The organism is Streptomyces sp. NPDC127098 (assembly GCF_042722465.1).
Classification (GTDB): domain Bacteria; phylum Actinomycetota; class Actinomycetes; order Streptomycetales; family Streptomycetaceae; genus Streptomyces; species Streptomyces millisiae.
In genome coordinates this window covers 100,217-121,678 of sequence record NZ_JBHXFJ010000009.1, presented here as the reverse complement: position 1 = coordinate 121,678, position 21,462 = coordinate 100,217, and the positions used below count along the sequence as shown (strand labels likewise).

Genomic DNA, 21,462 nt, shown 5'->3' with positions numbered 1-21,462 from the left:
CGAGTGGGCGTCGAGGAACTGCCGCGTGTGCTGACCGACGAGCAGGTGGCCCGGTTCCACCGGGACGGCTTCCTGCTCCTGGAGAACGTGCTCACCCCGGACGAGGTCGCCCGCTACCGCGCCGCGGTGCTCGACCTGGTCCCCGCCGACCTGTCCCTGCCCGAGTCCTGGCAGGTCTTCAACAGCCGTATCAAGCCGCTGCGTTCGGGTGGCGACCAGACCTGGGACACCCCGGAGCTGCTGCCGTTGATGGGCAACGAGCGGCTCTACCGGACCGTGGCGCAGCTGCTGGGCACGCACCGGCTGCGCGCCTTCGACGGGTCGATCGGCATCACGCTGCGCAACGACGCCCTGGGTGACGAGGTGTTGAGCCAGGGCCTGCACGTCGACGCCTCGGTGCCGCCCGGCGTGGACTTCCTGTTCACGCCGGAGGAGGTGCAGTTGGGCGGCTGCTACTACCTCACCGACGTGGCGCCGGGCGGTGGCGGGATTCACGTGGTGCCCGGCGGGCACCGGATCGTGGAGGAGGAGGTGCGGGCCGCCCGGGCCGCCGGTGCGGACGGCCGGGCGCTGCACCAGGGGTGGAAGCGGATCACCCACCTGGAGACCGTGGAGGTGACGGGCCCGGCCGGCTCGTTCGCGCTGCTGCACCACCTGATGCCGCACGCCGCCTCACACAACCGGCGGCCGACGACCCGCGTGGCGCAGTTCATGCGCTACGTGCGCGTGCCTCACCCGCACGGCGAGGACCGGCCGCTGCCGCGCGAGCGCTACGACGCCGCGCGGCTCGCCGCCATGTCGCCGCTGACCCGGCGGCTGCTCGGCCTCGACCCCTGGTGAACGCCCGTCACGCGCTGTCCGACGGCGGCGCCGGGGCCGCGGCCTTCAGCTGGAGGTAGCGGCGCTCCGGGATGCTGAGAGTGCGGGCGGCGGCGCGCTGGAAGGCGGCGCGGGCGGCCTCGTGGTCGCCGGTCATCTCCAGCAGGTGGCCGCGCACCGCGTCGAGGCGGTGGTGGTCGGCGAGCGTGCCGTCCGCGTCGAGCGCGGCCAGGCGGTCGAGCCCGACGCGTGGGCCGAGTGCCATGGCGGCCGCGACGGCGCGGTTGAGCTCGGTCACCGGGCCGGGGGCGAGTTCGGCCAGCACGTCGTAGAGGGCGAGGATCTGCGGCCAGTCGGTGTCCTCGGGCCCGGCCGCCTCGTCGTGCACGGCGGCGATGGCGGCTTGGACCTGGTAGGGGCCGAGCGGGCCGGGCGCGGCGAGGGCGGCGCTGACCAGCTCGGTCCCCTCGTCCACGGCGTGCTTGTTCCAGCGGGTGCGGTCCTGCTCGGCCAGCGGGATCAGCTCGCCACCGGCGCCGGTGCGGGCGTCGCGGCGGGCGTCGGTCAGCAGCATCAGCGCGAGCAGGCCCGTCACCTCGCCGTCGTGCGGCACCAGCCGGTGCAGGGCACGGGTCAGCCGGATGGCCTCGGTGGCCAGCTCGGCGCGGTGCAGCGCCTGTCCCGAGGTGGCGGTGTGGCCCTCGTTGAAGACGAGGTAGAGGACCCGGAGGACGGGCGTGAGCCGGGTCGGGAGTTCCTGGGCGCTCGGGGTGGCGAAGCGGGCGCCCGCCTGCTTGATGGTCTTCTTGGCGCGGCTGATGCGCTGCGCCATCGTCGACTCGGGGACCAGGAACGCGCGGGCTATCTCCCCGGTGGTCAGGCCGCCGACGGCGCGCAGGGTCAGCGCGATCTGCGAGGCGGTCGACAGGGCCGGGTGGCAGCAGAGCACGAGCAGCGTCAGCGTGTCGTCCTCGCGCGGGTGGCGGGACTCGCCGGGCGGCGGGGCGTGCAGCTCGTCGGCCGGGGTGAGGGCGACGACGGTCTCCTCCCGACGCCGGCGGGCGGTCTCGGCGCGCAGTTCGTCGAGCAGCCGGCGCGACGCGACGCGGATCAGCCAGCCACGCGGGTTGTCGGGGGTGCCGTGCGTCGGCCACTGCTGGGCGGCGGCCAGCAGCGCCTCCTGCACCGCGTCCTCGGCGGCGTCGAAGTGGCCGTGGCGGCGGACGAGCGCCCCGAGGACCTGCGGCGCCAGGCGGCGCAGCAGGTCCTCGGACGGGGTGGTGGTCACGCCTCGGCCGGGGCTTCCGCGATCGGGCGGACGACGACGTCCGGGATGATCGAGCCCTCGGGCGACGGGCACTCGTAGACGCGCTTCGCGATCTCCGTCACGCGCTCGGCGCTGGCGCAGTCCAGCACCCAGTAGCCGGCCAGCACCTCCTTGGTCTCGCCGAAGGGGCCGTCCGAGACGACGGGCTTGCCGTCGGGGCCGCCGGTGATCACGATGGCCTGCCTGGGCTCGGTCAGGCCCTGGCCCTCGACGAGTTCGCCGGACTCGGCGAGGTCGTTGTTGAGCGACTCCATGAAGGTGAACATGGCTCCGAGGTCGGCCTGGCTGTAGGCGGGGTGGCCTGGGGTGGGGGTGCCGTTCATGGCGTCGTAGTCGGCCTGCTTGCCGTAGACCATCACCAGGTACTTCATGGCTCGTCTTCTCCTCGGTCGGCCACTCGGGCCGGGCTCCTCGGCGCCCCTCTCGGGCGCCTCTCACCTGAGACGTCGGAGCCGGCCCGGGGTTCTCGACATCGGGCGCGGATTTTCTTCGAGATTTTTTCCAGGCGCGCAGTACCGGCGCATCAGCCGAGGTGGAAGGGGGTTTCGGTCAGCCGTTCCGAGAGCTCCCAGAGCCGGCGCCCGGTCTCGGGGTCGGTGGCGCGGGGCGCAGGACGCACCCGGGTGGGGGCGCCGCGGAGTTCGGCGGGGCCGGCGGGGCCGATGAACTCGCCGCCCGCCATGCCGGGTTCGGTCGCCGCGTACAGCTGGGGCAGCGCGCCCCGGTCCGCTGGCTGGGCGAGCAGCGGGTTGCCGAGGCGGCCGAGCAGCACCCGCCACAGGCCGACGGTGGCGCTGGTCTGCAGGTTGGTGGCGGTGTAGCCGGGGTGGGCGAGCACGCTGGCGACGGGGCTGCCGGCCTCGGTGAGGCGGCGGTGGAGCTCCATGCCGAAGACGGCGTTGGCCAGCTTGGACTGGTTGTAGAAGGCCATGGGCGAGTAGCCGCGCTCGCCGGTGAGGTCCTCGAAGCGGATGCGGGCCTGGCGGTGGTTGACCGAGCTAACGGTGACCACGCGCGGGTCGCGACCCGCGGCCAGGCGGTCGAGCAGCAGGCCGGTGAGCGCGAAGTGTCCGAGGTGGTTGCAGGCGAACTGGAGCTCGTGGCCCTGGGCGCTGAGGGTGCGTGGCGGGGCCATGACGCCGGCGTTGTTGACGAGCACGTCGAGCCGCGGGTGGTCGGCGCGCAGCCGGTCGGCGAAGGCGCGGACCGAGTCGAGGTCGGACAGGTCGAGTCGTCGCACCTCGAGATCGGCGTCCGGCTGCTCCGCGGTGATCCCGGCCGCCGCCCTGGCGCCCCGGCCCTCGTCGCGCACGGCGAGGATCACGTGCCCGCCGGCGCGGGCGATGGCGCGGGTGGTCGCCAGGCCGAGGCCGCTGTTGGCCCCGGTGACGACGAAGACGCGCCCGGTCTGGTCCTGGATCCGCTCGGCGGTCCAGCGCTGCCGCTCACTCATGGGCACACCTTGCCTTTGGTGGCACTCAATGTCAATATGCGCCCGAGTGCCGCACGCGGCATGGCGGCTATGCTGGCGAGGTGAGCTCCCGCCCCGACGTGACCATGGCCGAACGCAAGCGTCAGCTCGTCTCGAACGAACTGACCGAGGCGGCGCTGCAGTTGCTGGCGTCCAAGGGGTACGACGCGGTCACCGTCGACGAGATCGTGGCGGCGGCGGGCGTCTCCCGGCGGACGTTCTTCCGGTACTTCGCGTCCAAGGAGGACGTGGTCGTCCAGTTCCTGGCCGACCTCGGCGCCGGCATGCGCGCGGAGTTGGCGGCGCGCCCCCGCGAGGAGCGTCCTTCAGTGGCGCTGCGGCACGCCGTCGGGGCCGGGCTCGCCGCCTGCGCCGACCGTTCCGACCACACCGAGCGGGCGTTGCGGGTGGTGCGGCTGATCCTGCGCACGCCCGCCCTGCTGGCACGCTTCATGGAGCGGCAGGCGGGGTGGCGGGAGGAGCTGGCGGAGGAGCAGGCCCGCCGGCTCGGTCTCGACGTCGGCACCGATCTCTATCCCCGGCTGGCCGCCGGGATGGCGCTGTCCGCCTTCGACACCGTGCTGCGGCGGTGGAGCGAGAGCGAGGGCACGGAGGACCCGGCGGCGCTGACCGACCAAGCCTTCGCGCTCATCGCCCCGGCGCTGGACGCGTCCGGCGTCGGCCGCGCCGGGGTCGGGATCTGAGTACGCGTACTCATGCGGGGCGGCGGCGCCGGCGGCGCGCTGGTCCGTATGAGTACACCCACCGCGAACCACAACAGCCCACGTCGCCATCGGATCGCCGACGCGGCCGGCGCCTTCGGCCTCGTCGTCGTCGAAATCCTGGCCCTGGTGGTGATCTTCGGGTTATGGGTGCTGTCCGGCTGGAGCCTCGATCAGACGGACCCCCACGTCCCCGATCCGGTCAGGGGCTACCTCGCGGCCTACGGGGTGCTGGCGGCGATGATGGCCTGGTCGGCGGAGCGCGCAGCCCGACGGCACGCCCCGGCGACGGCCGCGACGCAGGGGGTGATGGCCGTGGTCACGGTCGGGCTGATCCTCGTCTGGGCGACCGCCTAGGGCCGCCCACGGCCTCAGGAAACGGGGCGGGTGACCGACCGTGCGAGGCGGAAGCCGACGTCGTCGGTGCGGAAGGTGGGGTGGCTGCGGCGGCGGACCGAGGCGCGGCAGCTCCAGCGTTCGTCGAACCAGCCGCCGCCGCGCAGCACCCGGTAGCCGCCGTAGACCTCGGGGTCGTACTGGTCCCAGCACCAGTCCCACACGTTGCCCAACATGTCGTACAGCCCCCAGGCGTTGGGCTTTCTGCCGCCCACCTCGTGGACGCGCTCACCCGAGTTGCCGCGGTGCCAGGCGATCTCGTCGAGGTCCCCGTAACGCGGTCCCGTGGTGCCGGCGCGGCAGGCGTGCTCCCACTCGGCCTCGGTCGGCAGCCGGTACCCGTCGGCCGAGCGGTCCCACATGACGTCCTCGCCCCCGTCGCCGACGCGGTAGGCGGGCGTGAGCCCCTCGCTCCTGGAGAGGGCGTCGCAGAAGCGGACGGCGTCCCACCAGGACACGCTCTCCACGGGCAGTTCGTCGCCGCGCGCCGCGCTCGGCCGCTCGCCGGTGACCCGGGCGAACGCCGCCTGCGTCACGGGGAACGGCGCGAGGTGGAACGCCGCGACGTCGACGGTCCAGCGGCGCTCGGTGCGCCGGTCCGAGAGTGTCACCCGGCCGGCCGGGACGGTGACGAGGTCCATGCCACCGTCTCCCGTCAGCCGGCCTGCTCGTGGGCGATGTCGACGACGACCTCGTCCTCCGTGCCGGTCACCCGGAAGCCGGGGGCGCCGCCGCCGGGGGTGTCGAGGCCGAGGACCACGCGCAGTTCGCCCTCGAAGATGCCGAAGTCCCGCACCTCGCGGACGGTGTCGGTGAGGTCGGCCGGTGCGAAGCCGCTCTCCTCGTCGACCCAGACGAGGACGACCATGAGGTTGTGGGCACCGGCCAGCTCCGGCGGCTCCCCTTCCCCGCTCGGGGGTTCGTCGACGTAGCTGGCGATGACCTGCGGCGCGCTGCCGTCGAAGGCGAAGGTGACGCGGTCGTACTCCTCGAACTCGGTGACGGCGACCTCGGTGAGCCGGGGCACGTCCGCCCCCTGCGCCGACCGGTCCTTGCGCTCGGCGTCCCAGTCGCCGACCACCGCGTCGGCCGGGTCCTCGGTCTCGATGCCCGCGTCCGTGGGCTGATCCGTCTCGCTCGGCCCGGCGTCGGCGGCGCCCGAGTCCTCCTCGCCGCACGCGGACACGAAGAGCAGCGGAACGAGCGCGGCGGCCGTGGCCGCGACGGCGAAGCGGTGTCCGGCACGGTGGCGTGGCACGGTGACTCCTCTGGTCGTGGGGCTGTCGGGTGCGGTCATACTCCCGCCGGCGCGAAGGTCACCGCCGTCGCGCTGGGGGCCAGCTCGACCTCGTCGCCCAGCGCGTGCTCGGCGACCCGGGAGACCACGTCGGCCGGGATCTCGGCCAGCGGATACGTGCCGTGGGTGTCGTGCGGGAGGACGACACCGAGGCCGCGGGCGAGGGCGGTGCGGGCGGTGGCGCTGACGCACATCTCGCTGAGCACGCCGCAGACGGCGATCCGGCGGACGCCGAGCCCTTCGAGCAGGTCGCCGAGCGGGGTGCCGGCGAATCCGTCGTCCTCCGTCTTGCGGATCACGGTCTCGGCCGGCTCGTTGACTAGCAGTTCCCAGCCGGGGGTGAACGGCTCGTCCACCGTGCCGGGTGCGCCGTCGTTCTGCAGGTGGATCACGGGTACGCCCGCGCGACGGGCGCGCTTAACGAGCGCGCCCACCCGGTCGGTGAGACCCGCGGCGTCGGCCACCGGCTCGGCGCCGCCGGCCAGGAAACCACGCTGCATGTCCACCACGATGAGGGCCTCGGCGATCACCGGCCCATCCTCGCACGGCGGTTGACGCGACCTCGCCGCCGGATGATCCCGCCCCCCGCGGCGGGATCAGACGGCGGCGAGCGCCGCGGCCACGACCCGGCGCAGTTGCTCCGGGCCGTCGGCTGTCCTGGCCAGGACGCGCATCCCGACCACGGTGTTCAGCAGCAGACTGGCCGTCGCGCGGGCGTCGCGCGCCGGGTCGATCTCCCCGGTCCGCTGGCCCTCCTCGATGACGGCGAGGAACGCGCGCTCGGTCCGGTCGAACATGTCCCTGACGACGGCCGCCGCCTCCTCGCCGGCGGCCGCCAGCTCCGTCGCCGTGTTCACGGCGAAGCAGCCGCGGCGGTCGTCGTCCGCGAAGTCCAGGGCGACCAGGGCCTCCAGGACGTGGCGGAGCCGCTCCCGGACGGGCAGGTCCCGGCGTTGCAACATCTCGGCCAACGCGGCGGCGTGGTTTTCGCCGTACCGCCGCAGGGCCAGCACGAACAGGGCGCGCTTACTGCCGAAGGCGTGGTACAGGCTGCCCTTGCCGATGCCCATCTCGTCCACGAGGACCCGTGGGCTGGCCAGGGCGTAGCCGTCGCGCCAGAACACCTCCATCGCACGGGCGATGGCGGCGTCCGGATCGAACTGCTTGGGCCTCCCCACGGGCGGCAAGACTGCCGTTTCTTGTCCTGGAGGTCAAGTATTCCGGCATGATCCGATACGGCCTCCGCCCCGCCCACCGCCCGCCCGTCAGCGGCGCTTGACGACGCGGAGGACGGGAGCCGACTCGACGTGCGTGACGGCGGCCAACTCGCTCAGCGGGCCGGTGAGGTAGCTGTGCAGCGCGTCGGTGTCCCGGGTGACGACGGCGGCCATCAGGTTGCTCGACCCCGTGGTGGCGGCGGCGAACACCACCGGGGAGTGGGTGGTCAGGGCGCGCGCGACGGCCTCGGCGTGGGCGGGTGGAGTGGTGAGCCACAGCACGGTGGTGTCGTGGTGGCCGACCCTGGCCGCGTCGACATCGGCCTCGAAGTAGAGGACGCCCTTCCGCCGCAGCCGCTCGACCCGCTCCCTGGCCCAGCTCTCCGAGCGGCCGGCCCGGGCGGCGAGTTCCCTGGCAGTGGCCCGGCCGTCGGCGGCGAGCGCCACGAACAACGCCTGGTCGGCGGCGTCCGCCCGGTACGGCTCGGGGTCCGTGCTCCCCTCCGGAGCCGGGCCGCGCAGCGCCGCGACCTGCTCGGCGCCGAGCGCGGCGAGCCGGCCCTGCCGGCCGGCCGCGTCCCCGACATGGGTCCGCAGCACAAGACGGGCGGCGGCCTCCCGCACCTCGGGGGTCCGCGGCAGCGTGCGCGTCAGCAGGGCGTGGTGCTCGACGGCGGCGGCCGTGCGGGCGGCGCACAGCACCTCGCCGGCAGTCGCGGTGAGCGCCACCCAGCTGGTGTCGGGGCGGCGCGCCAGGGCGTGCGCGACCTCGACGGCCGCCGCCGGCCGACACCGCAGGCGCAGCGACCACTCGGCCTGGCCCGTCCGGCGCGCGTGCCGGAGGCCCCGCACCCGGAGCACCCCGGCGGCGCACAGCGCCCGGTACCGGCGCGCGACGGTCCGATGCGAGACGCCGAGCACCTCGCCGATCCGGGTGAACGCGGCCCGGCCGTCGAGCTGCAGCGCGTGGACCAGCCACCGGTCCAACTCGTCGAGCGCACGCAGATCCACGCGGAAAGCGTAGTCCGCGGTCCGAAACCGCGCGCCTGGCCAGGATCCACCGGATTTCGCCCACCACCGACGCACCATCCCCTGGTGTCCGTACCTCCTCCCGCACCGAACTCCGCACCGAACTCCGCACCGAACTCCGCACCGAACCCAGCCCCGCCGGCCGACGCCCGGCCCACCCTCCGCTGGACCGAGGCCGGCCACGACGGCCGGCCCGTCGAGCACCTGGCCCGGTGGTGCTCGGCGAGCGCGGCCACCCCGCCCGACCGGGTCGTGGTCGCCGACGACCGGACCACCGCGGCCGCCGCCCACCGGCTCGCCCGCGCCGGCCAGGCCCTGCTGTGGCGGGGCGACTACCACAACGCGCGCCAACTGCTGCGCGCCCTCGGCCGCCGGGTGGCGGCGGCCGAGCCGCCGGCCACCACCTGGGCCGCCCACCGCGCCGCCCGTGCCAGGCGGGCCACGCTGCTCGGCCGGCTGCTGGTGCCACTCGACGGCGCCGGGCGCGTGGCGCTGCGCCGGGGCCCGGACACCGCCGCCGCCTGCGCGGAGGCGTGGGGGCCACCGGACGGCAGGACCGCCGTCACCCCACTGCCCGAACTGCTCGGCGCGATCGGCGCCCACGAGTGGCGCCGCCGTGGAGTGCCGGTCGCCGCGCTCGGTGGCGCCAGGGTCCACCCGCATCACGGCGTGTTCTCCCCGGTCCGCGGCGAGTACGTCGACCTGGCGGCCACGGCTCCGCTCCCGGCCGCGGCCCGGGAAGGCGGCGCCCTGGACCTGGGCACCGGCACCGGCGTGCTGGCCGCCGTGCTGGCCAGGCGCGGCATCCGGCACGTCACGGCCACCGACCACGACCCGCGCGCCGTGGCCTGCGCCCGGGAGAACCTGGCCCGCCTCGGCCTCGCCGGCCGGGTGACCGTCCACCACGCCGACCTCTACCCGCCGCACCGCCGAGCCGGCCTGGTGGTGTGCAACCCGCCCTGGCTGCCGGAACGCCCCAACTCGCCCCTCGACCACGCCGTCTACGACCCGGAAGGCCGCATGCTGCACGGCTTCCTGGCCGGCCTCACCGACCACCTGACCCCCGGCGGCGAGGGCTGGCTGATCCTCTCCGACCTGGCGGAACACCTGGGCCTGCGCAGCCGGCACCACCTGCTCGCCGCCTTCGACGCCGCCGGCCTCCGCGTCGTCGACCGCCTCGACACCAGACCGACCCACCGCCGGACCGAGGACGCCACCGACCCCCTCCACCGGGCGCGCTCGGCCGAGGTGACCTCGCTCTGGCGCCTCGCCCCCGAACCCTAGGCCGCGCCCCCCTTCTTCCCCATGCGCTCCCGCTCCACCGCGTCACGGACATGGCAGTCGGCCAGATGGTCGTTGACCAGGCCGCACGCCTGCATCAGCGCGTAGGCCGTGGTCGGGCCGACGAAGCGGAACCCGCGCCGCTTGAGGGCCTTGGACAGGGCGGTGGACTCGGGGGTGGTGGCGGGGATGTCCCCGGGCTTCCCGGGCGCCGACCGGTCCCCCGCCTCCGGGGCGTGCGACCAGATCAGCTCCGTCAGCTCCCCCGGCTTCCACTCCGCCGCCACCCGGGCGTTGGCCAGCACCGCCTCGATCTTCAGCCGGTTGCGGATGATGCCGGGATCGGCCAGCAGCCGAGCCGCGTCCTCGTCCGTGAAGGTCGCTATCCGCGCGATCGAGAAGCCGGCGAAGGCCCTGCGGAAGCCCTCCCGACGACGCAGGATCGTCAACCACGACAGGCCCGACTGGAACGCCTCGAGGCACAGCCGCTCGAACAACTCGTCGTCCCCACGCACCGGCCGGCCCCACTCGGTGTCGTGATACTCCCGGTAGTCCTCCGGGGCCGCCCCCCAGGGGCACCGCGGCAACCCGTCGGGTCCTGCCACCGCCAGCGTCTCGTTCATACCGGGCAGTGTGCACCAGACCACTGACAACCGACCCGGACGGCCGGCCAGGTCCCGGCCCTAGGCCCGGTAGGGGACCTCGCGCAGGTAGAGGGCACCGCAGGTGTGGCACGCCTTCTCCGGCGGCCGCCCCCACTCCTCGTCCGACCGGACCTCGGCATCAGACTCCAGCGCGCGCCCGCACATCGCCTCGACCTCGCCGTCCCGCACGATGTGCCACGTCTTCACCACCCGCTCACCGGCCCGGTTCCTGCCCTCCAGGTACTCGGCCCGCATCAGGTGCTCCGCCACGTCCATCGCCTCCTCACCTCCACTATGTCGCGTTTCACCCCACCCGCCCACCTTTCCGCCCACCCGACCGGAGGCCAACGGAGGGAAGCGACACGCACAGGCCGTTGACAGGCGGCCCCCGTCCCACCACCATCCGCCCATGGGAGCGCTCCCATTCGCCATCCCCATGGGAATCGAGGTGCGCAGATGCAACACCACAGACAGGCCCTTGGACAGGCCCACAGACAGAGATCGCGCCTGGCCTCCTGGCCGAGACGCGTGGCCGCCGTCCTGCTCACGGCCGTGCTCGCCGTGAGCGGAGCCCTGCTGTCCTCCGGCACGGCCCAGGCCGCTCCGGGCGACGGGCCCTGGTCCACCTCCGGTGGCCAGATCGTCGACGCAGCGGGCAACGAGGTGCGAATGACGGGGCTGAACTGGTTCGGCATGGAGACCGACACCTTCGCCCCGCACGGCCTGTGGGCGCGGAACTACCAGGACATGCTCGACCAGGTGAAGGATCTCGGCTACAACACGCTCCGGCTGCCCTTCTCCAACCAGCTCTTCGACGCCGGCGCCACCCCCAACGGCATCGACTACACCAGGAACCCCGACCTCCTGGGCCTGAGCGGGATCCAGATCATGGACCGGATCATCGGCTACGCGGGCGACATCGGCCTGCGCGTCGTCCTGGACCGGCACCGTCCCGACTCCACCGGCCAGTCCGAGCTCTGGTACACCGCCGCCTACAGCGAGCAGCGCTGGATCAACGACTGGGTGATGCTGGCCAACCGCTACCGGGGCGACGCCACCGTCGTCGGCGCCGACCTGCACAACGAGCCGCGCGGCGCCGCCACCTGGGGCACCGGCACCCAGTCGACCGACTGGCGGCTGGCCGCCGAGCGCGCCGGCAACGCGATCCTCGCCGCCAACCCGGACTGGTTGATCATCGTCGAGGGCGTCGAGTGCTACAACAGCGACTGCAACTGGTGGGGCGGCAACCTGATGGGCGCCCGTGACCACCCGGTCCGCCTCAGCAACCCGAACAAGCTCGTCTACTCGGCCCACGAGTACGCCACGTCCGTCTTCGCCCAGCCGTGGTTCAACGACCCGTCCTTCCCGAACAACCTCCCGGCCCGCTGGGACCGTTACTGGGGTTACCTGGAGACCACCGACACCGCCCCGGTGCTGCTCGGCGAGTTCGGCAGCACCCTCACCGCCGCCAAGGACCAGCAGTGGCTCACCCGGCTGATGCAGTACCTCGGCACGGGCACCAGCGGCATCGACTTCACCTACTGGTCCCTCAACCCCAACTCCGGTGACACCGGCGGCATCCTGAACGGCGACTGGACCACCGTCGACACCAACAAGCAGCGCTTCCTTGATCCCTACCTGCTGCCCGTCGGCGAGGGCGGCGGGGACCCGGGTGGCCCCGGCAACCCAGGACCCACCCTCTCCTGCCGGGTGAACTACGCCCTCACCAGCAGTTGGAACGGCGGCTTCCAGGCCAACGTCACCATCACCAACACCGGCACGACGCCGATCAACGGCTGGTCGCTCGGCTGGTCCTTCACCGGCAACGAGCAGATCGCCAGCTCGTGGAACACGCGTCTCACCCAGTCGGGCCGGTCCGTCACCGCCACCGACGTCGGCTGGAACGGCACGCTCTCCGCCGGCGGCGGCACCGCCTCCTTCGGCTTCACCGCCACCACCTCGGGCACGGCAGCCGTCCCCGCCACCTTCGCGCTCAACGGCACGACCTGCGCCTGACGCCAGCGCCCGGGAGCCGCCCCAACCTACGCTGAGGTCATGGAACTTGCGGGGGCGGGTCTGCGGCTGGCGTCGAGCGCGTTCACTCCACTCATCAGGCGGCTGTTCCGCCAGGACGGTCCAGGGGCCGGCCTGGTGGACCAGCCGGTGCGGATCTCGTCGCTGGTGTCGTTCCGGGGCGAGAAGCGGAGCCTTGTCCAGGCGGACCTGGACAGGCTGTGCGGGGAGCTGGTGCGGCGTGCGGTGCGCGGCATCGGACCGCACGACGCGCCCTCCGAGGACGAGGTCCTGACCGCCGCCGAGCTGCTCACCCGCACCTTCGCGGCGCTCGGGGACCTCGCCATGGACGACGTCCAGGCCGTGCGGCTGGGGCACGAGGAGTTCGCCCGCCGCATCGCGATCGCCGACGAGCCGCTCTACCGGCGGGTCCTCGACGCCGCCTGCCTGCACATCCTGAACTTCTTCACCCAGCGCTCCACCTTTGTCGCCCGCACCCTGGTCGAGCAGAGCCGCCGGCTCGACCACCTCAGCCGCGCCGTGGACCTGTTGATCGAGCGCGTGCCGTCCAGGTCGGCGGAGGACGCCGCGTTCGAGGAGCGCTACGCACGCTACGTCCAGCACGAGCACGGCCGGCTCACCATCTACGGCCTCGACCTCCACCAGTCCCGCGAGTGGCCGCTGGACGACGCCTACCTGAGCCTGGAGACCCACGGGGACCCGGACGCCGCGCCACAGCGCGCCGAGCGCGCCCTCGCCGGCCACGAGCGGGTGCTGCTGCGCGGCCTGGCGGGCTCCGGCAAGACGACCCTGGTGCAGTGGCTCGCCGTCACCGCCGCCCGTCAGGACCTCGGCGCCGGGATGCCGCACCTGATCGGCCGGGTCCCGTTCGTGCTCCCCATGCGCACCCTCACCCGCGACCGCCGGCGCCTGCCCGATCCCGACCAGTTCCTGACCGCCGTCGACTGCCCGCTGGCCGCCGCGCAGCCGGAGCGGTGGATGGACCGGGTCCTGTCGGCCCGGCGCGGGCTGCTGCTGGTCGACGGCATCGACGAGATCCCGGAGGACGAACGGGAGGCGGCCAGGAGCTGGGTACGCCGCCTCAACGCCTCCTACCCGGACAACCTCTGGCTGGTCACCGCCCGGCCGTCGGCGGTCCGCCAGGACTGGCTCGGCTCGGAGTCGTTCGCCGAACTGACGCTCTCCCCCATGAACCACGGAGACATCGAGGCGTTCGCGCACCGCTGGCACCAGGCCGTCGGCGCGGCCCCCGAGGCCGAGCGAGCCCTACTCGACCTGATCCGCTCCCGCTCCGACCTCGGTGCACTGGCCGCCAGCCCGCTGATGTGCGCGCTGATCTGCGCCCTGCACCGGGAACGGAACGGCCACCTGCCGCGCGGCCGCAAGGCGCTCTACGACGCCGCCCTGTCGATGCTGCTCGAACGTCGCGACCGGGAACGGCCCCACCCGCCCCGCGGCGGGCTGCCGCTTCTCGACGCGGAGACCCAGATCTCGCTCCTCCAGAAGCTCGCGTACTGGCTGATCACCAACGGCCGCTTCGAGATGTCCGCCGAGCTTGCCACCCAGCTGATCGGCCAGGCACTGCCGGCCATTCACCGAGGCGACCAACTCGGTTCACCGGCCCGGGTGCTGGATCATCTCGTCGAACGCTCCGGCGTGCTTCGCGAACCAGTCGAGGGAGCCGTGGACTTCGTGCACCGCACATTCCAGGACTATCTCGGCGCCCGCGAGATGGTCGAATGGCAGCACTTCCCCGCGCTGGTCGAAAAGGCCCACCTCGACCAGTGGGAGGACGTGGTGCGAATGGCCGTCGCCCATGCCCAACCAGTCCAACGAGGGGAAATTCTCCACGCGTTGGTCGAACGTGGCGACGCCGACCCGGAACACCGGGTGCGGCTGCATCTCCTCGCCACTGCCTGCCTGGAACACGCCACCCAGCTCGCCCCGGATATCCGAGCCGAGGTGGAGAACCGCGCCCGGGGATATCTCCCGCCCCGGTGCCACGTGGAAGCCCTGGCGCTGGCCGAGATCGGTCCCGTCGTCGTCGAGTTGCTGCCGGGCCCCGAGGGACTGACCGATCACGAGGCGGAGGCCGTGGTCACCGCCGCCACCAGGATCGGCACGGACTCGGCGCTCGGCGCCCTGCGCGACTTCACGCGTCAGCCCTCACCCGAGGTCCATCGCACCCTGGCCAACGCCTGGAAGCGGTTCGACACCGAGCGCTACTTCCGCGAGATCGTCGCGCGCCTGCCGGCCATCGAGGAGCCGTGGTTCTACGCCACCAGCCATGCCGAGCTCTGGCTGCTCGGCACGTTGGAGGGGCTGCGGATGGTCGACATTCGCGGGGACCTGGCCTCCGAGGAGATCGTCTACGCCCTGGGGAGGCAGCCGATCGAGCGGCTCTGCCTCCGCGAGTGCCCCTCGCTCCAGGACCTGGGCCTGCTGCGCGCCTTCCCTGGTCTCCGCCGGCTGACGTTGGACGACTGTCCGGGGGTCACCGATCTGAGTGAGCTGGCCGAAACCGGCGTCGACGACCTGCTCCTCGACGCCACGGCCGACCCCGTCGACCTCGGCGGTCTGGAGCGGTTGAACGGGCTGCGCTCGCTCGTCCTCGGTGCCGAGGTCGAGCTGACCTCCCTCGACCGGCTGCCGTCCGCGGCCGCGCTGACCGTCCTGTCCCTCCCCAACCGGTTTCCCGACCTGACCGGTCTCGGTGCCTGGCCCACGCTCACGACGCTGGGGCTGCATCGCGGTGACCGGCCGCTACGCGGACCGGAGTGGCGGGCCGTCGCGGCGTTGCCGGCCCTGGACTCACTGGTCCTCTTCGTGGAAACCATGCGAAGCACGGCCGAGCATGGGGTGGCCCTCCCCGGGATCACCCACCTCGTACTCTTCGGGGAACCGGTCGAACTGGCACCGCTCGTGGACGCCTTCCCCGGGCTGCGCTCCCTCGTGCTGACCCGTCCGCCCAAGGACCTCTCCCCGCTCGCCCGCCTGCCCGAGCTGACGTCCGTCGAGGTCCCCCACTCGGTCGCCGACCACGTCCTCCCCGACCGCATCAAGGTCATCGCCCCGCCCGCCCCCCGCTACTGAACGCACACACGACGGCGCCCCCGCCGCCCTCTTTCGAGGGTAGCGGGGGCGCCGGTCACTTCTCAGCGGAAGCGGTCGCTCACTCCTTGGAGAGGTTCGGGCCGCCCTTGGCCGCCTGCTCCACCGGGGGGACGTCCGGGAGGGAGGACTTCTCCTCGCCCCGGAAGGTGAAGACCTTGTCCGCACCCTCGCCCTCGGTGTCGACGACCACGATGTGGCCCGGACGCAGCTCGCCGAAGAGGATCTTCTCGGACAGGATGTCCTCGATGTCCCGCTGGATCGTCCGCCGCAGCGGGCGGGCGCCGAGCACCGGGTCGTAGCCGCGCTTGGCCAGCAGCTGCTTGGCCTCCGTCGACAGCTCGATGCCCATGTCCCGGTCCTTGAGACGGTCGTCCACCTGGGCGATCATCAGGTCGACGATCTTGATGATGTCGTCCTGCGTCAGCTGGTGGAAGACCACCGTGTCGTCGACACGGTTCAGGAACTCCGGCCGGAAGTGCTGCTTCAGCTCGTCGTTGACCTTGGCCTTCATCCGGTCGTACCCGGTGGCGACGTCGCCGGCCACCGCGAAGCCCATGTTGAAGCCCTTGGAGATGTCCCTGGTGCCGAGGTTGGTCGTCATGATGATGACCGTGTTCTTGAAGTCCACGACCCGGCCCTGGGAGTCGGTCAGGCGACCGTCCTCCAGGATCTGCAGCAGCGAGTTGAAGATGTCCGGGTGGGCCTTCTCGACCTCGTCGAAGAGGACCACGGAGAACGGCTTCCGGCGCACCTTCTCGGTCAGCTGGCCGCCCTCCTCGTACCCGACGTAGCCGGGCGGGGAGCCGAAGAGCCGGGAGACGGTGTGCTTCTCGCCGAACTCCGACATGTCGAGGGAGATCAGCGCGTCCTCGTCGCCGAAGAGGAACTCCGCCAGCGTCTTGGAGAGCTCGGTCTTACCCACGCCGGACGGGCCGGCGAAGATGAACGAGCCACCGGGGCGCTTGGGGTCCTTCAGACCCGCGCGGGTCCGCCGGATGGCCTGGGAGAGCGCCTTGATGGCGTCCTCCTGGCCGATGACGCGCTTGTGCAGCTCGTCCTCCATGCGGAGCAGGCGCGAGGACTCCTCCTCGGTCAGCTTGAAGACGGGGATGCCGGTCGAGGCCGCCAGGACCTCGGCGATCAGCTCCTCGTCGACCTCGGCGACGACGTCCATGTCGCCGGACTTCCACTCCTTCTCGCGCTGTGCCTTGGCGGTCAGGAGCTGCTTCTCGTTGTCGCGCAGCGAGGCGGCCTTCTCGAAGTCCTGCGAGTCGATCGCGGACTCCTTCTCGCGCCGCACGTTGGCGATCTTCTCGTCGAACTCGCGCAGGTCCGGCGGCGCGGTCATGCGGCGGATCCGCATCCGGGAGCCGGCCTCGTCGATCAGGTCGATGGCCTTGTCCGGCAGGAACCGGTCCGAGATGTAGCGGTCGGCCAGCTGGGCCGCGGCCACCAGGGCCGAGTCGGTGATCGAGACGCGGTGGTGCGCCTCGTACCGGTCGCGCAGGCCCTTGAGGATCTCGATGGTGTGCGGCAGCGACGGCTCCGCGACCTGGATCGGCTGGAAGCGGCGCTCGAGGGCCGCGTCCTTCTCCAGGTACTTGCGGTACTCGTCGAGCGTGGTCGCGCCGATGGTCTGCAGCTCGCCGCGGGCCAGCATCGGCTTGAGGATGCTGGCGGCGTCGATCGCGCCCTCCGCGGCGCCCGCGCCCACCAGGGTGTGGAGCTCGTCGATGAACAGGATGATGTCGCCGCGGGTGCGGATCTCCTTGAGGACCTTCTTCAGGCGCTCCTCGAAGTCACCGCGGTACCGGGAGCCGGCCACCAGGGCACCGAGGTCCAGGGTGTAGAGGTGCTTGTCCTTGAGGGTCTCGGGCACCTCGCCCTTGACGATGGCCTGGGCCAGGCCCTCGACGACCGCCGTCTTGCCGACGCCGGGCTCGCCGATGAGGACCGGGTTGTTCTTGGTGCGGCGGGACAGCACCTGCATGACCCGCTCGATCTCCTTCTCGCGCCCGATGACCGGGTCGAGCTTGGACTCGCGGGCGGCCTGGGTGAGGTTCCGGCCGAACTGGTCGAGCACGAGGGAGGTGGACGGCGTGCCCTCGGAGGGCGCGCCGGCGGTGGCGGCCTCCTTGCCGCCCGAGTAACCGGAGAGCAACTGGATGACCTGCTGCCGCACCCGGTTCAGATCGGCGCCCAGCTTCACGAGGACCTGGGCGGCGACGCCCTCGCCCTCGCGGATCAGGCCGAGCAGGATGTGCTCGGTGCCGATGTAGTTGTGGCCGAGCTGGAGCGCCTCGCGCAGCGAAAGCTCCAGGACCTTCTTGGCCCGGGGCGTGAAGGGGATGTGCCCGGACGGGGCCTGCTGGCCCTGGCCGATGATCTCCTCCACCTGCTGGCGGACCGCCTCAAGCGAGATCCCGAGGCTCTCCAGGGCCTTAGCGGCGACACCCTCACCCTCGTGGATCAGGCCCAGGAGGATGTGCTCGGTGCCGATGTAGTTGTGGTTGAGCATCCGGGCCTCTTCCTGAGCCAGGACGACAACCCGCCGCGCACGGTCGGTGAACCTCTCGAACATCGTTAATCGCTCCTCAGAGCGGTCAGGCAGTAAAGGGGTCGGTCCCCTCCCTGTCCTTCCGCAGCTTAGTCCCGCAACGGGGGACCGCTCATTCCAACTGTGTGCTCCTGTCCCCGGCGCCGTGCCCCGAACAGGCGACAACAGTTCCAACCCGATGGTGCGAGACGATGTTCCCGCGGGCCAAGGATTCGGACCCCAGAGGACTACGCCGTCGGCGAACGCCCGCTGAGGAACGCACCCGGACCCACTGCCACCGCCCCCCTCATCCGGGAGAGTGCCCATCATCCGTCAGGAACTGCCTACCCCTCCAGGCTGACACTCCATGCCCGGACAGCCACCGACATCCGCTACGGGCGAACGCGAACACCCCGAGCGGCGGTACCTCGACGGAGGGTGATCGGCCGCTCCGGCGCCCGACCCCGCGCCGCCGGGCCCGGGTGCGCCTCGGGGGGTCGCCCGGTCACGGGCGACCCCCCGGAGAGGAGAGCCGGCTTGGGGGGCGCCTCCCGGGCTTCCGCCCGGGCGAGGGCCCGCGAGGCTCGCGGGATCAGACGCCCGCCTTCTCGTAGGCCTCGCGAATGTTGGCGGGAACACGGCCGCGGTCATTGACCTCGTATCCGTTCTCCTTGGCCCAGGCGCGGATTTTCGCGGTGTCCTGGGTGCTCGAGCCGCCACCGGGAGCCGCCGCGGCCCGGCCGCGACCGCGCGCCGCCCTGGCGCCGCCAGCCCTGCGACCCGCCTTCACATAGGGCTCAAGGGCGTCGCGAAGCTTCTCCGCGTTATCCGAGTTGAGGTCGATCTCGTAAGTCTTGCCGTCCAGCGCGAACGTAACCGTCTCGTCCGCCTCGCCGCCACTGAGGTCATCGAGGAGAAGGACCTGAACCTTCTGTGCCACCGGGCTACTCCTCATTCATAGTCGCTGAATACCAATAGGGTACTGCGGTGTAATCAAACCGCCATTCCCGAGAAAACACAAACCCCGGGCTCGTGATTACATCGCATCTGATAAGACACGGTGGGACGATTCGGACATAACCGTCATCGAAGCGTCATCGGGAGTCCGGAATCAGAGATGCAGCAGCATCCGACTGTTACCCAAAGTGTTGGGCTTCACGCGTTCAAGCCCCAGGAACTCCGCGACACCCTCGTCATAGGAACGCAGCAGCTCGCTGTAGACGTCACCATCCACCGGAGCGTCACCGATCTCGATGAACCCGTGACGGCTGAAGAACTCCACTTCGAAGGTCAGACAGAAAATGCGACGCACGCCGAGCCAGCGGGCTGTCCCCAGCAACTTCTCCAACACCCGGTGGCCCACTCCGTGCCCCCTCATCTGGGGATCCACCGCCAGCGTGCGCACCTCGGCCAGGTCTTCCCACATCACGTGGAGCGCACCACAGGCCACCACCTCGCCGTCCAGGTCACGCTCGGCCACCCAGAACTCCTGAATGTCCTCGTAAAGGGTGACCGTGGCCTTGTCGAGCAGGATCCGTTCCCGCGAGTAGACGTCGATGAGACGGCGCACCGAGCGGACATCCGTAGTCCTGGCGCGGCGGACGGTGACTTCTGTCGGGGTTTCCTGCACAGGCGGAGGCTATCGCCGCGGGCCTTCCCCTTCGTCTTCGGGGGCTCCGCCTTCCGGCGCCTCGCCTTGCGGCTCCTCGTCCCGCGTTACCGCGTCGGCGGACCCGGCCGGCTCCTCCGTGGCGGTGAGCGTCACTCCCGCGACATCGACCACTCGCAGGGCGTCACGCAAAGCCGCCGTCTGCTCGGCGGACATCATGCCGAAGAAAGCCACGAGGGCGGCGGCCGCGTTGTCACTCTCGGCCCATGCGTCATTCATCAAAGCGGCTGAGTAGGCCGCCCGGGTGGAGATCGCCTCATAGCGATAGGCGCGGCCCTCCTGCTCGCGCCGCACCCACCCCTTCTGGTGCAGGTTGTCGAGAACGGTCATCACCGTCGTATAGGCGATCGAACGCTCGCGGCGCAGATCCTCGAGAACTTCTCGCACGGTGACGGGCCGGTTCCACTCCCATACGCGGCTCATCACCGCGTCTTCCAGCTCTCCCAGTGGTCGGGGCACAGGATGAAGAATAGCCGCGGGATGACAAAAGGGGCGGATGCGGCGTTTGGGGCGTGCTCGGGAGGGCGCCCGGGCGGGCGCGAAAAGGAGGAGGCGTCAGCTCGGCTCGGACCGCTTGCCGCTCTCGCGGGCCGCGATCGCCGCGTCCACGGCCGCGTCCTCCTTGTACTTGTTGGCCCCGCCCTGGGACCGCACGATCGTCACGATCAGCGCGGTGAAGGCGACGGCCATCACGGTCGGGGGAAAGAGTGCGGCGATGTAGTCCACAGCGGACCTCCCTTGGACTCACCCGCGGAATGTGCGCCGCGGGCCGCCACACAGCCTACCGACCCGCCTGACGGTCGCCTCCCTCGTCCCCCTCACGCCCCTCCTCGTGCTCGCCCGGATCCTGGGGCGGTGACGACGCGGGCCGACGCCTGCGGTGCGGTGGAAAGACCTCCGCCGGGGTCGGAATCGGCCGGGACGTCGAGGGACGGCGCTGCTGCTGCCGCTTGCCGGTCTCTTCCCCTTCACCACCGGGGGTGGGGGAACCCTGGGAACCCTGGGACGTAACCATAAACCGACATTAAGTGGTAAGCAGACAATTCGCATCGCACCCCGGCCACCCCGGCGTGTTCAGCGGCGCCGGGGCTCAGCCGGGCCCGGGCTCAGCCGCGCGAGACGTTCCGCTCGTAGACCAGACGCAGGCCCACCAGCGTGAGCCAGGGCTCGTGCTCGTCGATCACGGTCGACTCGCGCAGCACCATCGGCGCGAGCCCGCCCGTGGCGATCACCGTGACGTCGTCCGGGTCGTCGGCCAGCTCCCGCGACATCCGCTCCACCATGCCGTCCACCTGGCCGGCGAAGCCGTACAGGATGCCGGACTGCATCGACTCCACCGTGTTCTTGCCGATCACGTGGCGTGGCCTGGCCAGCTCCACCTTGCGCAGCTGCGCGCCGCGCATGCCGAGGGCCTCGACCGAGATCTCGATGCCGGGGGCGATCGCCCCGCCCGCGTACTCGCCGCGCGCCGAGACGGCGTCGTAGGTGGTGGCGGTGCCGAAGTCCACCACGATGCAGGGGCCGCCGTAGAGCTCGACCGCGGCCACCGCGTTGATGATCCGGTCGGCGCCGACCTCCTTGGGGTTGTCGGTGAGGATCGGCACCCCGGTCTTGACGCCCGGCTCCACCAGGACCGCCGGGATGTCCCCGTAGTAGCGCCTGGTCACCTCGCGCAGCTCGTGCAGCACGGAGGGCACCGTCGAGCAGATGGAGATGCCGTCGATGCCGTCGCCCAGCTCCTCGCCGAGCAGCGGGTGCATGCCCATGAGCCCCTGGAGCAGCACCGCGAGCTCGTCGGCGGTGCGGCGGGAGTCCGTGGAGATGCGCCAGTGCTCCACGATCTCCGCCCCGTCGAAGAGGCCGAGCACCGTGTGCGTGTTGCCGACGTCGATAGTGAGCAGCATCG

Annotated in this window: 22 protein-coding genes; 6 read left to right on the top strand and 16 right to left on the bottom strand. The window is 71.9% G+C overall.

Features of this window, described 5'->3' with window-relative positions:
* The first annotated feature begins 3 nt into the window (after nt 1–3).
* Nucleotides 4–840: a phytanoyl-CoA dioxygenase family protein gene (locus ACFWI8_RS09055; RefSeq protein WP_387087507.1), complete on the top strand. Its 837-nt coding sequence runs from the start codon at nt 4–6 to the stop codon at nt 838–840.
* Between the two features lie 7 nt (nt 841–847).
* On the opposite strand, the gene ACFWI8_RS09050 is transcribed toward ACFWI8_RS09055, so the two are convergent.
* From ACFWI8_RS09050 to ACFWI8_RS09040, 3 genes are all read right to left on the bottom strand, one after another.
* Nucleotides 848–2,107, bottom strand: a complete 1,260-nt coding sequence (locus tag ACFWI8_RS09050) for an RNA polymerase sigma factor (protein WP_387087504.1) — start codon at nt 2,105–2,107, stop codon at nt 848–850.
* Nucleotides 2,104–2,517, bottom strand: coding sequence for a YciI family protein (locus ACFWI8_RS09045; RefSeq protein ID WP_387087502.1), 414 nt, complete (start codon nt 2,515–2,517; stop codon nt 2,104–2,106). The genes ACFWI8_RS09050 and ACFWI8_RS09045 overlap by 4 nt, the downstream gene beginning before the upstream one ends.
* Before the next feature lie 152 nt (nt 2,518–2,669).
* Nucleotides 2,670–3,599, bottom strand: coding sequence for an oxidoreductase (locus ACFWI8_RS09040; RefSeq protein ID WP_387087500.1), 930 nt, complete (start codon nt 3,597–3,599; stop codon nt 2,670–2,672).
* A gap of 104 nt (nt 3,600–3,703) precedes the next feature.
* Here ACFWI8_RS09040 and ACFWI8_RS09035 point away from each other — a divergent pair, with 104 nt between their 5' ends.
* Both ACFWI8_RS09035 and ACFWI8_RS09030 read left to right on the top strand, forming a co-directional pair.
* Complete coding sequence (locus ACFWI8_RS09035; RefSeq protein WP_387087571.1) at nt 3,704–4,321, top strand: TetR family transcriptional regulator; 618 nt, start codon at nt 3,704–3,706, stop codon at nt 4,319–4,321.
* Between the two features lie 48 nt (nt 4,322–4,369).
* Nucleotides 4,370–4,696, top strand: coding sequence for a DUF6234 family protein (locus ACFWI8_RS09030; RefSeq protein WP_387087498.1), 327 nt, complete (start codon nt 4,370–4,372; stop codon nt 4,694–4,696).
* Between the two features lie 14 nt (nt 4,697–4,710).
* Here ACFWI8_RS09030 and ACFWI8_RS09025 read toward each other — a convergent pair whose 3' ends face one another.
* From ACFWI8_RS09025 to ACFWI8_RS09005, 5 genes are all read right to left on the bottom strand, one after another.
* Entirely contained in the window at nt 4,711–5,376 is a 666-nt protein-coding gene (locus ACFWI8_RS09025; protein WP_387087496.1) for a formylglycine-generating enzyme family protein, read from the bottom strand.
* Nucleotides 5,377–5,390: 14 nt separating this feature from the next.
* Nucleotides 5,391–5,993 (bottom strand): hypothetical protein, encoded by a 603-nt coding sequence (locus ACFWI8_RS09020; protein WP_387087494.1) that lies wholly within the window; start codon nt 5,991–5,993, stop codon nt 5,391–5,393.
* A gap of 35 nt (nt 5,994–6,028) precedes the next feature.
* On the bottom strand, nt 6,029–6,532 hold the full coding sequence (locus ACFWI8_RS09015; RefSeq protein WP_387087569.1) for an isochorismatase family protein: 504 nt from the start codon (nt 6,530–6,532) through the stop codon (nt 6,029–6,031).
* A 96-nt stretch (nt 6,533–6,628) separates the two neighbouring features.
* Nucleotides 6,629–7,210: a TetR/AcrR family transcriptional regulator gene (locus ACFWI8_RS09010; protein ID WP_387087492.1), complete on the bottom strand. Its 582-nt coding sequence runs from the start codon at nt 7,208–7,210 to the stop codon at nt 6,629–6,631.
* Between the two features lie 87 nt (nt 7,211–7,297).
* Nucleotides 7,298–8,260: an Lrp/AsnC family transcriptional regulator gene (locus ACFWI8_RS09005; protein WP_387087490.1), complete on the bottom strand. Its 963-nt coding sequence runs from the start codon at nt 8,258–8,260 to the stop codon at nt 7,298–7,300.
* A gap of 84 nt (nt 8,261–8,344) precedes the next feature.
* Here ACFWI8_RS09005 and ACFWI8_RS09000 point away from each other — a divergent pair, with 84 nt between their 5' ends.
* Nucleotides 8,345–9,562 carry a methyltransferase gene (locus tag ACFWI8_RS09000; protein ID WP_387087488.1) on the top strand — a complete coding sequence of 406 codons (1,218 nt, stop codon included), beginning with the start codon at nt 8,345–8,347 and terminating at the stop codon, nt 9,560–9,562.
* Here ACFWI8_RS09000 and ACFWI8_RS08995 read toward each other — a convergent pair.
* Both ACFWI8_RS08995 and ACFWI8_RS08990 read right to left on the bottom strand, forming a co-directional pair.
* Entirely contained in the window at nt 9,559–10,182 is a 624-nt protein-coding gene (locus tag ACFWI8_RS08995; RefSeq protein WP_387087486.1) for a DNA-3-methyladenine glycosylase I, read from the bottom strand. The genes ACFWI8_RS09000 and ACFWI8_RS08995 overlap by 4 nt on opposite strands.
* Nucleotides 10,183–10,242: 60 nt before the next feature.
* Nucleotides 10,243–10,473 (bottom strand): hypothetical protein, encoded by a 231-nt coding sequence (locus ACFWI8_RS08990; protein WP_387087484.1) that lies wholly within the window; start codon nt 10,471–10,473, stop codon nt 10,243–10,245.
* A gap of 258 nt (nt 10,474–10,731) precedes the next feature.
* Between ACFWI8_RS08990 and ACFWI8_RS08985 the strand changes: the two genes are divergently transcribed.
* Nucleotides 10,732–12,219 carry a cellulase family glycosylhydrolase gene (locus tag ACFWI8_RS08985; RefSeq protein ID WP_387087482.1) on the top strand — a complete coding sequence of 496 codons (1,488 nt, stop codon included), beginning with the start codon at nt 10,732–10,734 and terminating at the stop codon, nt 12,217–12,219.
* Between the two features lie 39 nt (nt 12,220–12,258).
* On the top strand, nt 12,259–15,330 hold the full coding sequence (locus tag ACFWI8_RS08980) for an NACHT domain-containing protein (protein WP_387087480.1): 3,072 nt from the start codon (nt 12,259–12,261) through the stop codon (nt 15,328–15,330).
* Between the two features lie 79 nt (nt 15,331–15,409).
* Here the strand turns inward: ACFWI8_RS08980 and ACFWI8_RS08975 are convergent, their stop codons facing one another.
* The 6 genes from ACFWI8_RS08975 to ACFWI8_RS08950 all read right to left on the bottom strand — a co-directional run bounded on the left by ACFWI8_RS08975 (nt 15,410) and on the right by ACFWI8_RS08950 (nt 21,460).
* Nucleotides 15,410–17,932 carry an ATP-dependent Clp protease ATP-binding subunit gene (locus ACFWI8_RS08975; protein ID WP_311601708.1) on the bottom strand — a complete coding sequence of 841 codons (2,523 nt, stop codon included), beginning with the start codon at nt 17,930–17,932 and terminating at the stop codon, nt 15,410–15,412.
* Between the two features lie 547 nt (nt 17,933–18,479).
* Nucleotides 18,480–18,827 (bottom strand): Lsr2 family protein, encoded by a 348-nt coding sequence (locus tag ACFWI8_RS08970; RefSeq protein ID WP_311601707.1) that lies wholly within the window; start codon nt 18,825–18,827, stop codon nt 18,480–18,482.
* A gap of 171 nt (nt 18,828–18,998) precedes the next feature.
* A complete protein-coding gene (locus tag ACFWI8_RS08965) occupies nt 18,999–19,517 on the bottom strand; it encodes an amino-acid N-acetyltransferase (protein WP_311601705.1) in 519 nt (172 codons plus the stop codon).
* A gap of 9 nt (nt 19,518–19,526) precedes the next feature.
* Nucleotides 19,527–20,015, bottom strand: coding sequence for a BlaI/MecI/CopY family transcriptional regulator (locus tag ACFWI8_RS08960; RefSeq protein ID WP_387087477.1), 489 nt, complete (start codon nt 20,013–20,015; stop codon nt 19,527–19,529).
* A gap of 96 nt (nt 20,016–20,111) precedes the next feature.
* A complete protein-coding gene (locus ACFWI8_RS08955; RefSeq protein ID WP_387087475.1) occupies nt 20,112–20,282 on the bottom strand; it encodes a hypothetical protein in 171 nt (56 codons plus the stop codon).
* A 380-nt stretch (nt 20,283–20,662) separates the two neighbouring features.
* Entirely contained in the window at nt 20,663–21,460 is a 798-nt protein-coding gene (locus tag ACFWI8_RS08950; RefSeq protein ID WP_387087473.1) for a type III pantothenate kinase, read from the bottom strand.
* Nucleotides 21,461–21,462 lie beyond the last annotated feature (2 nt).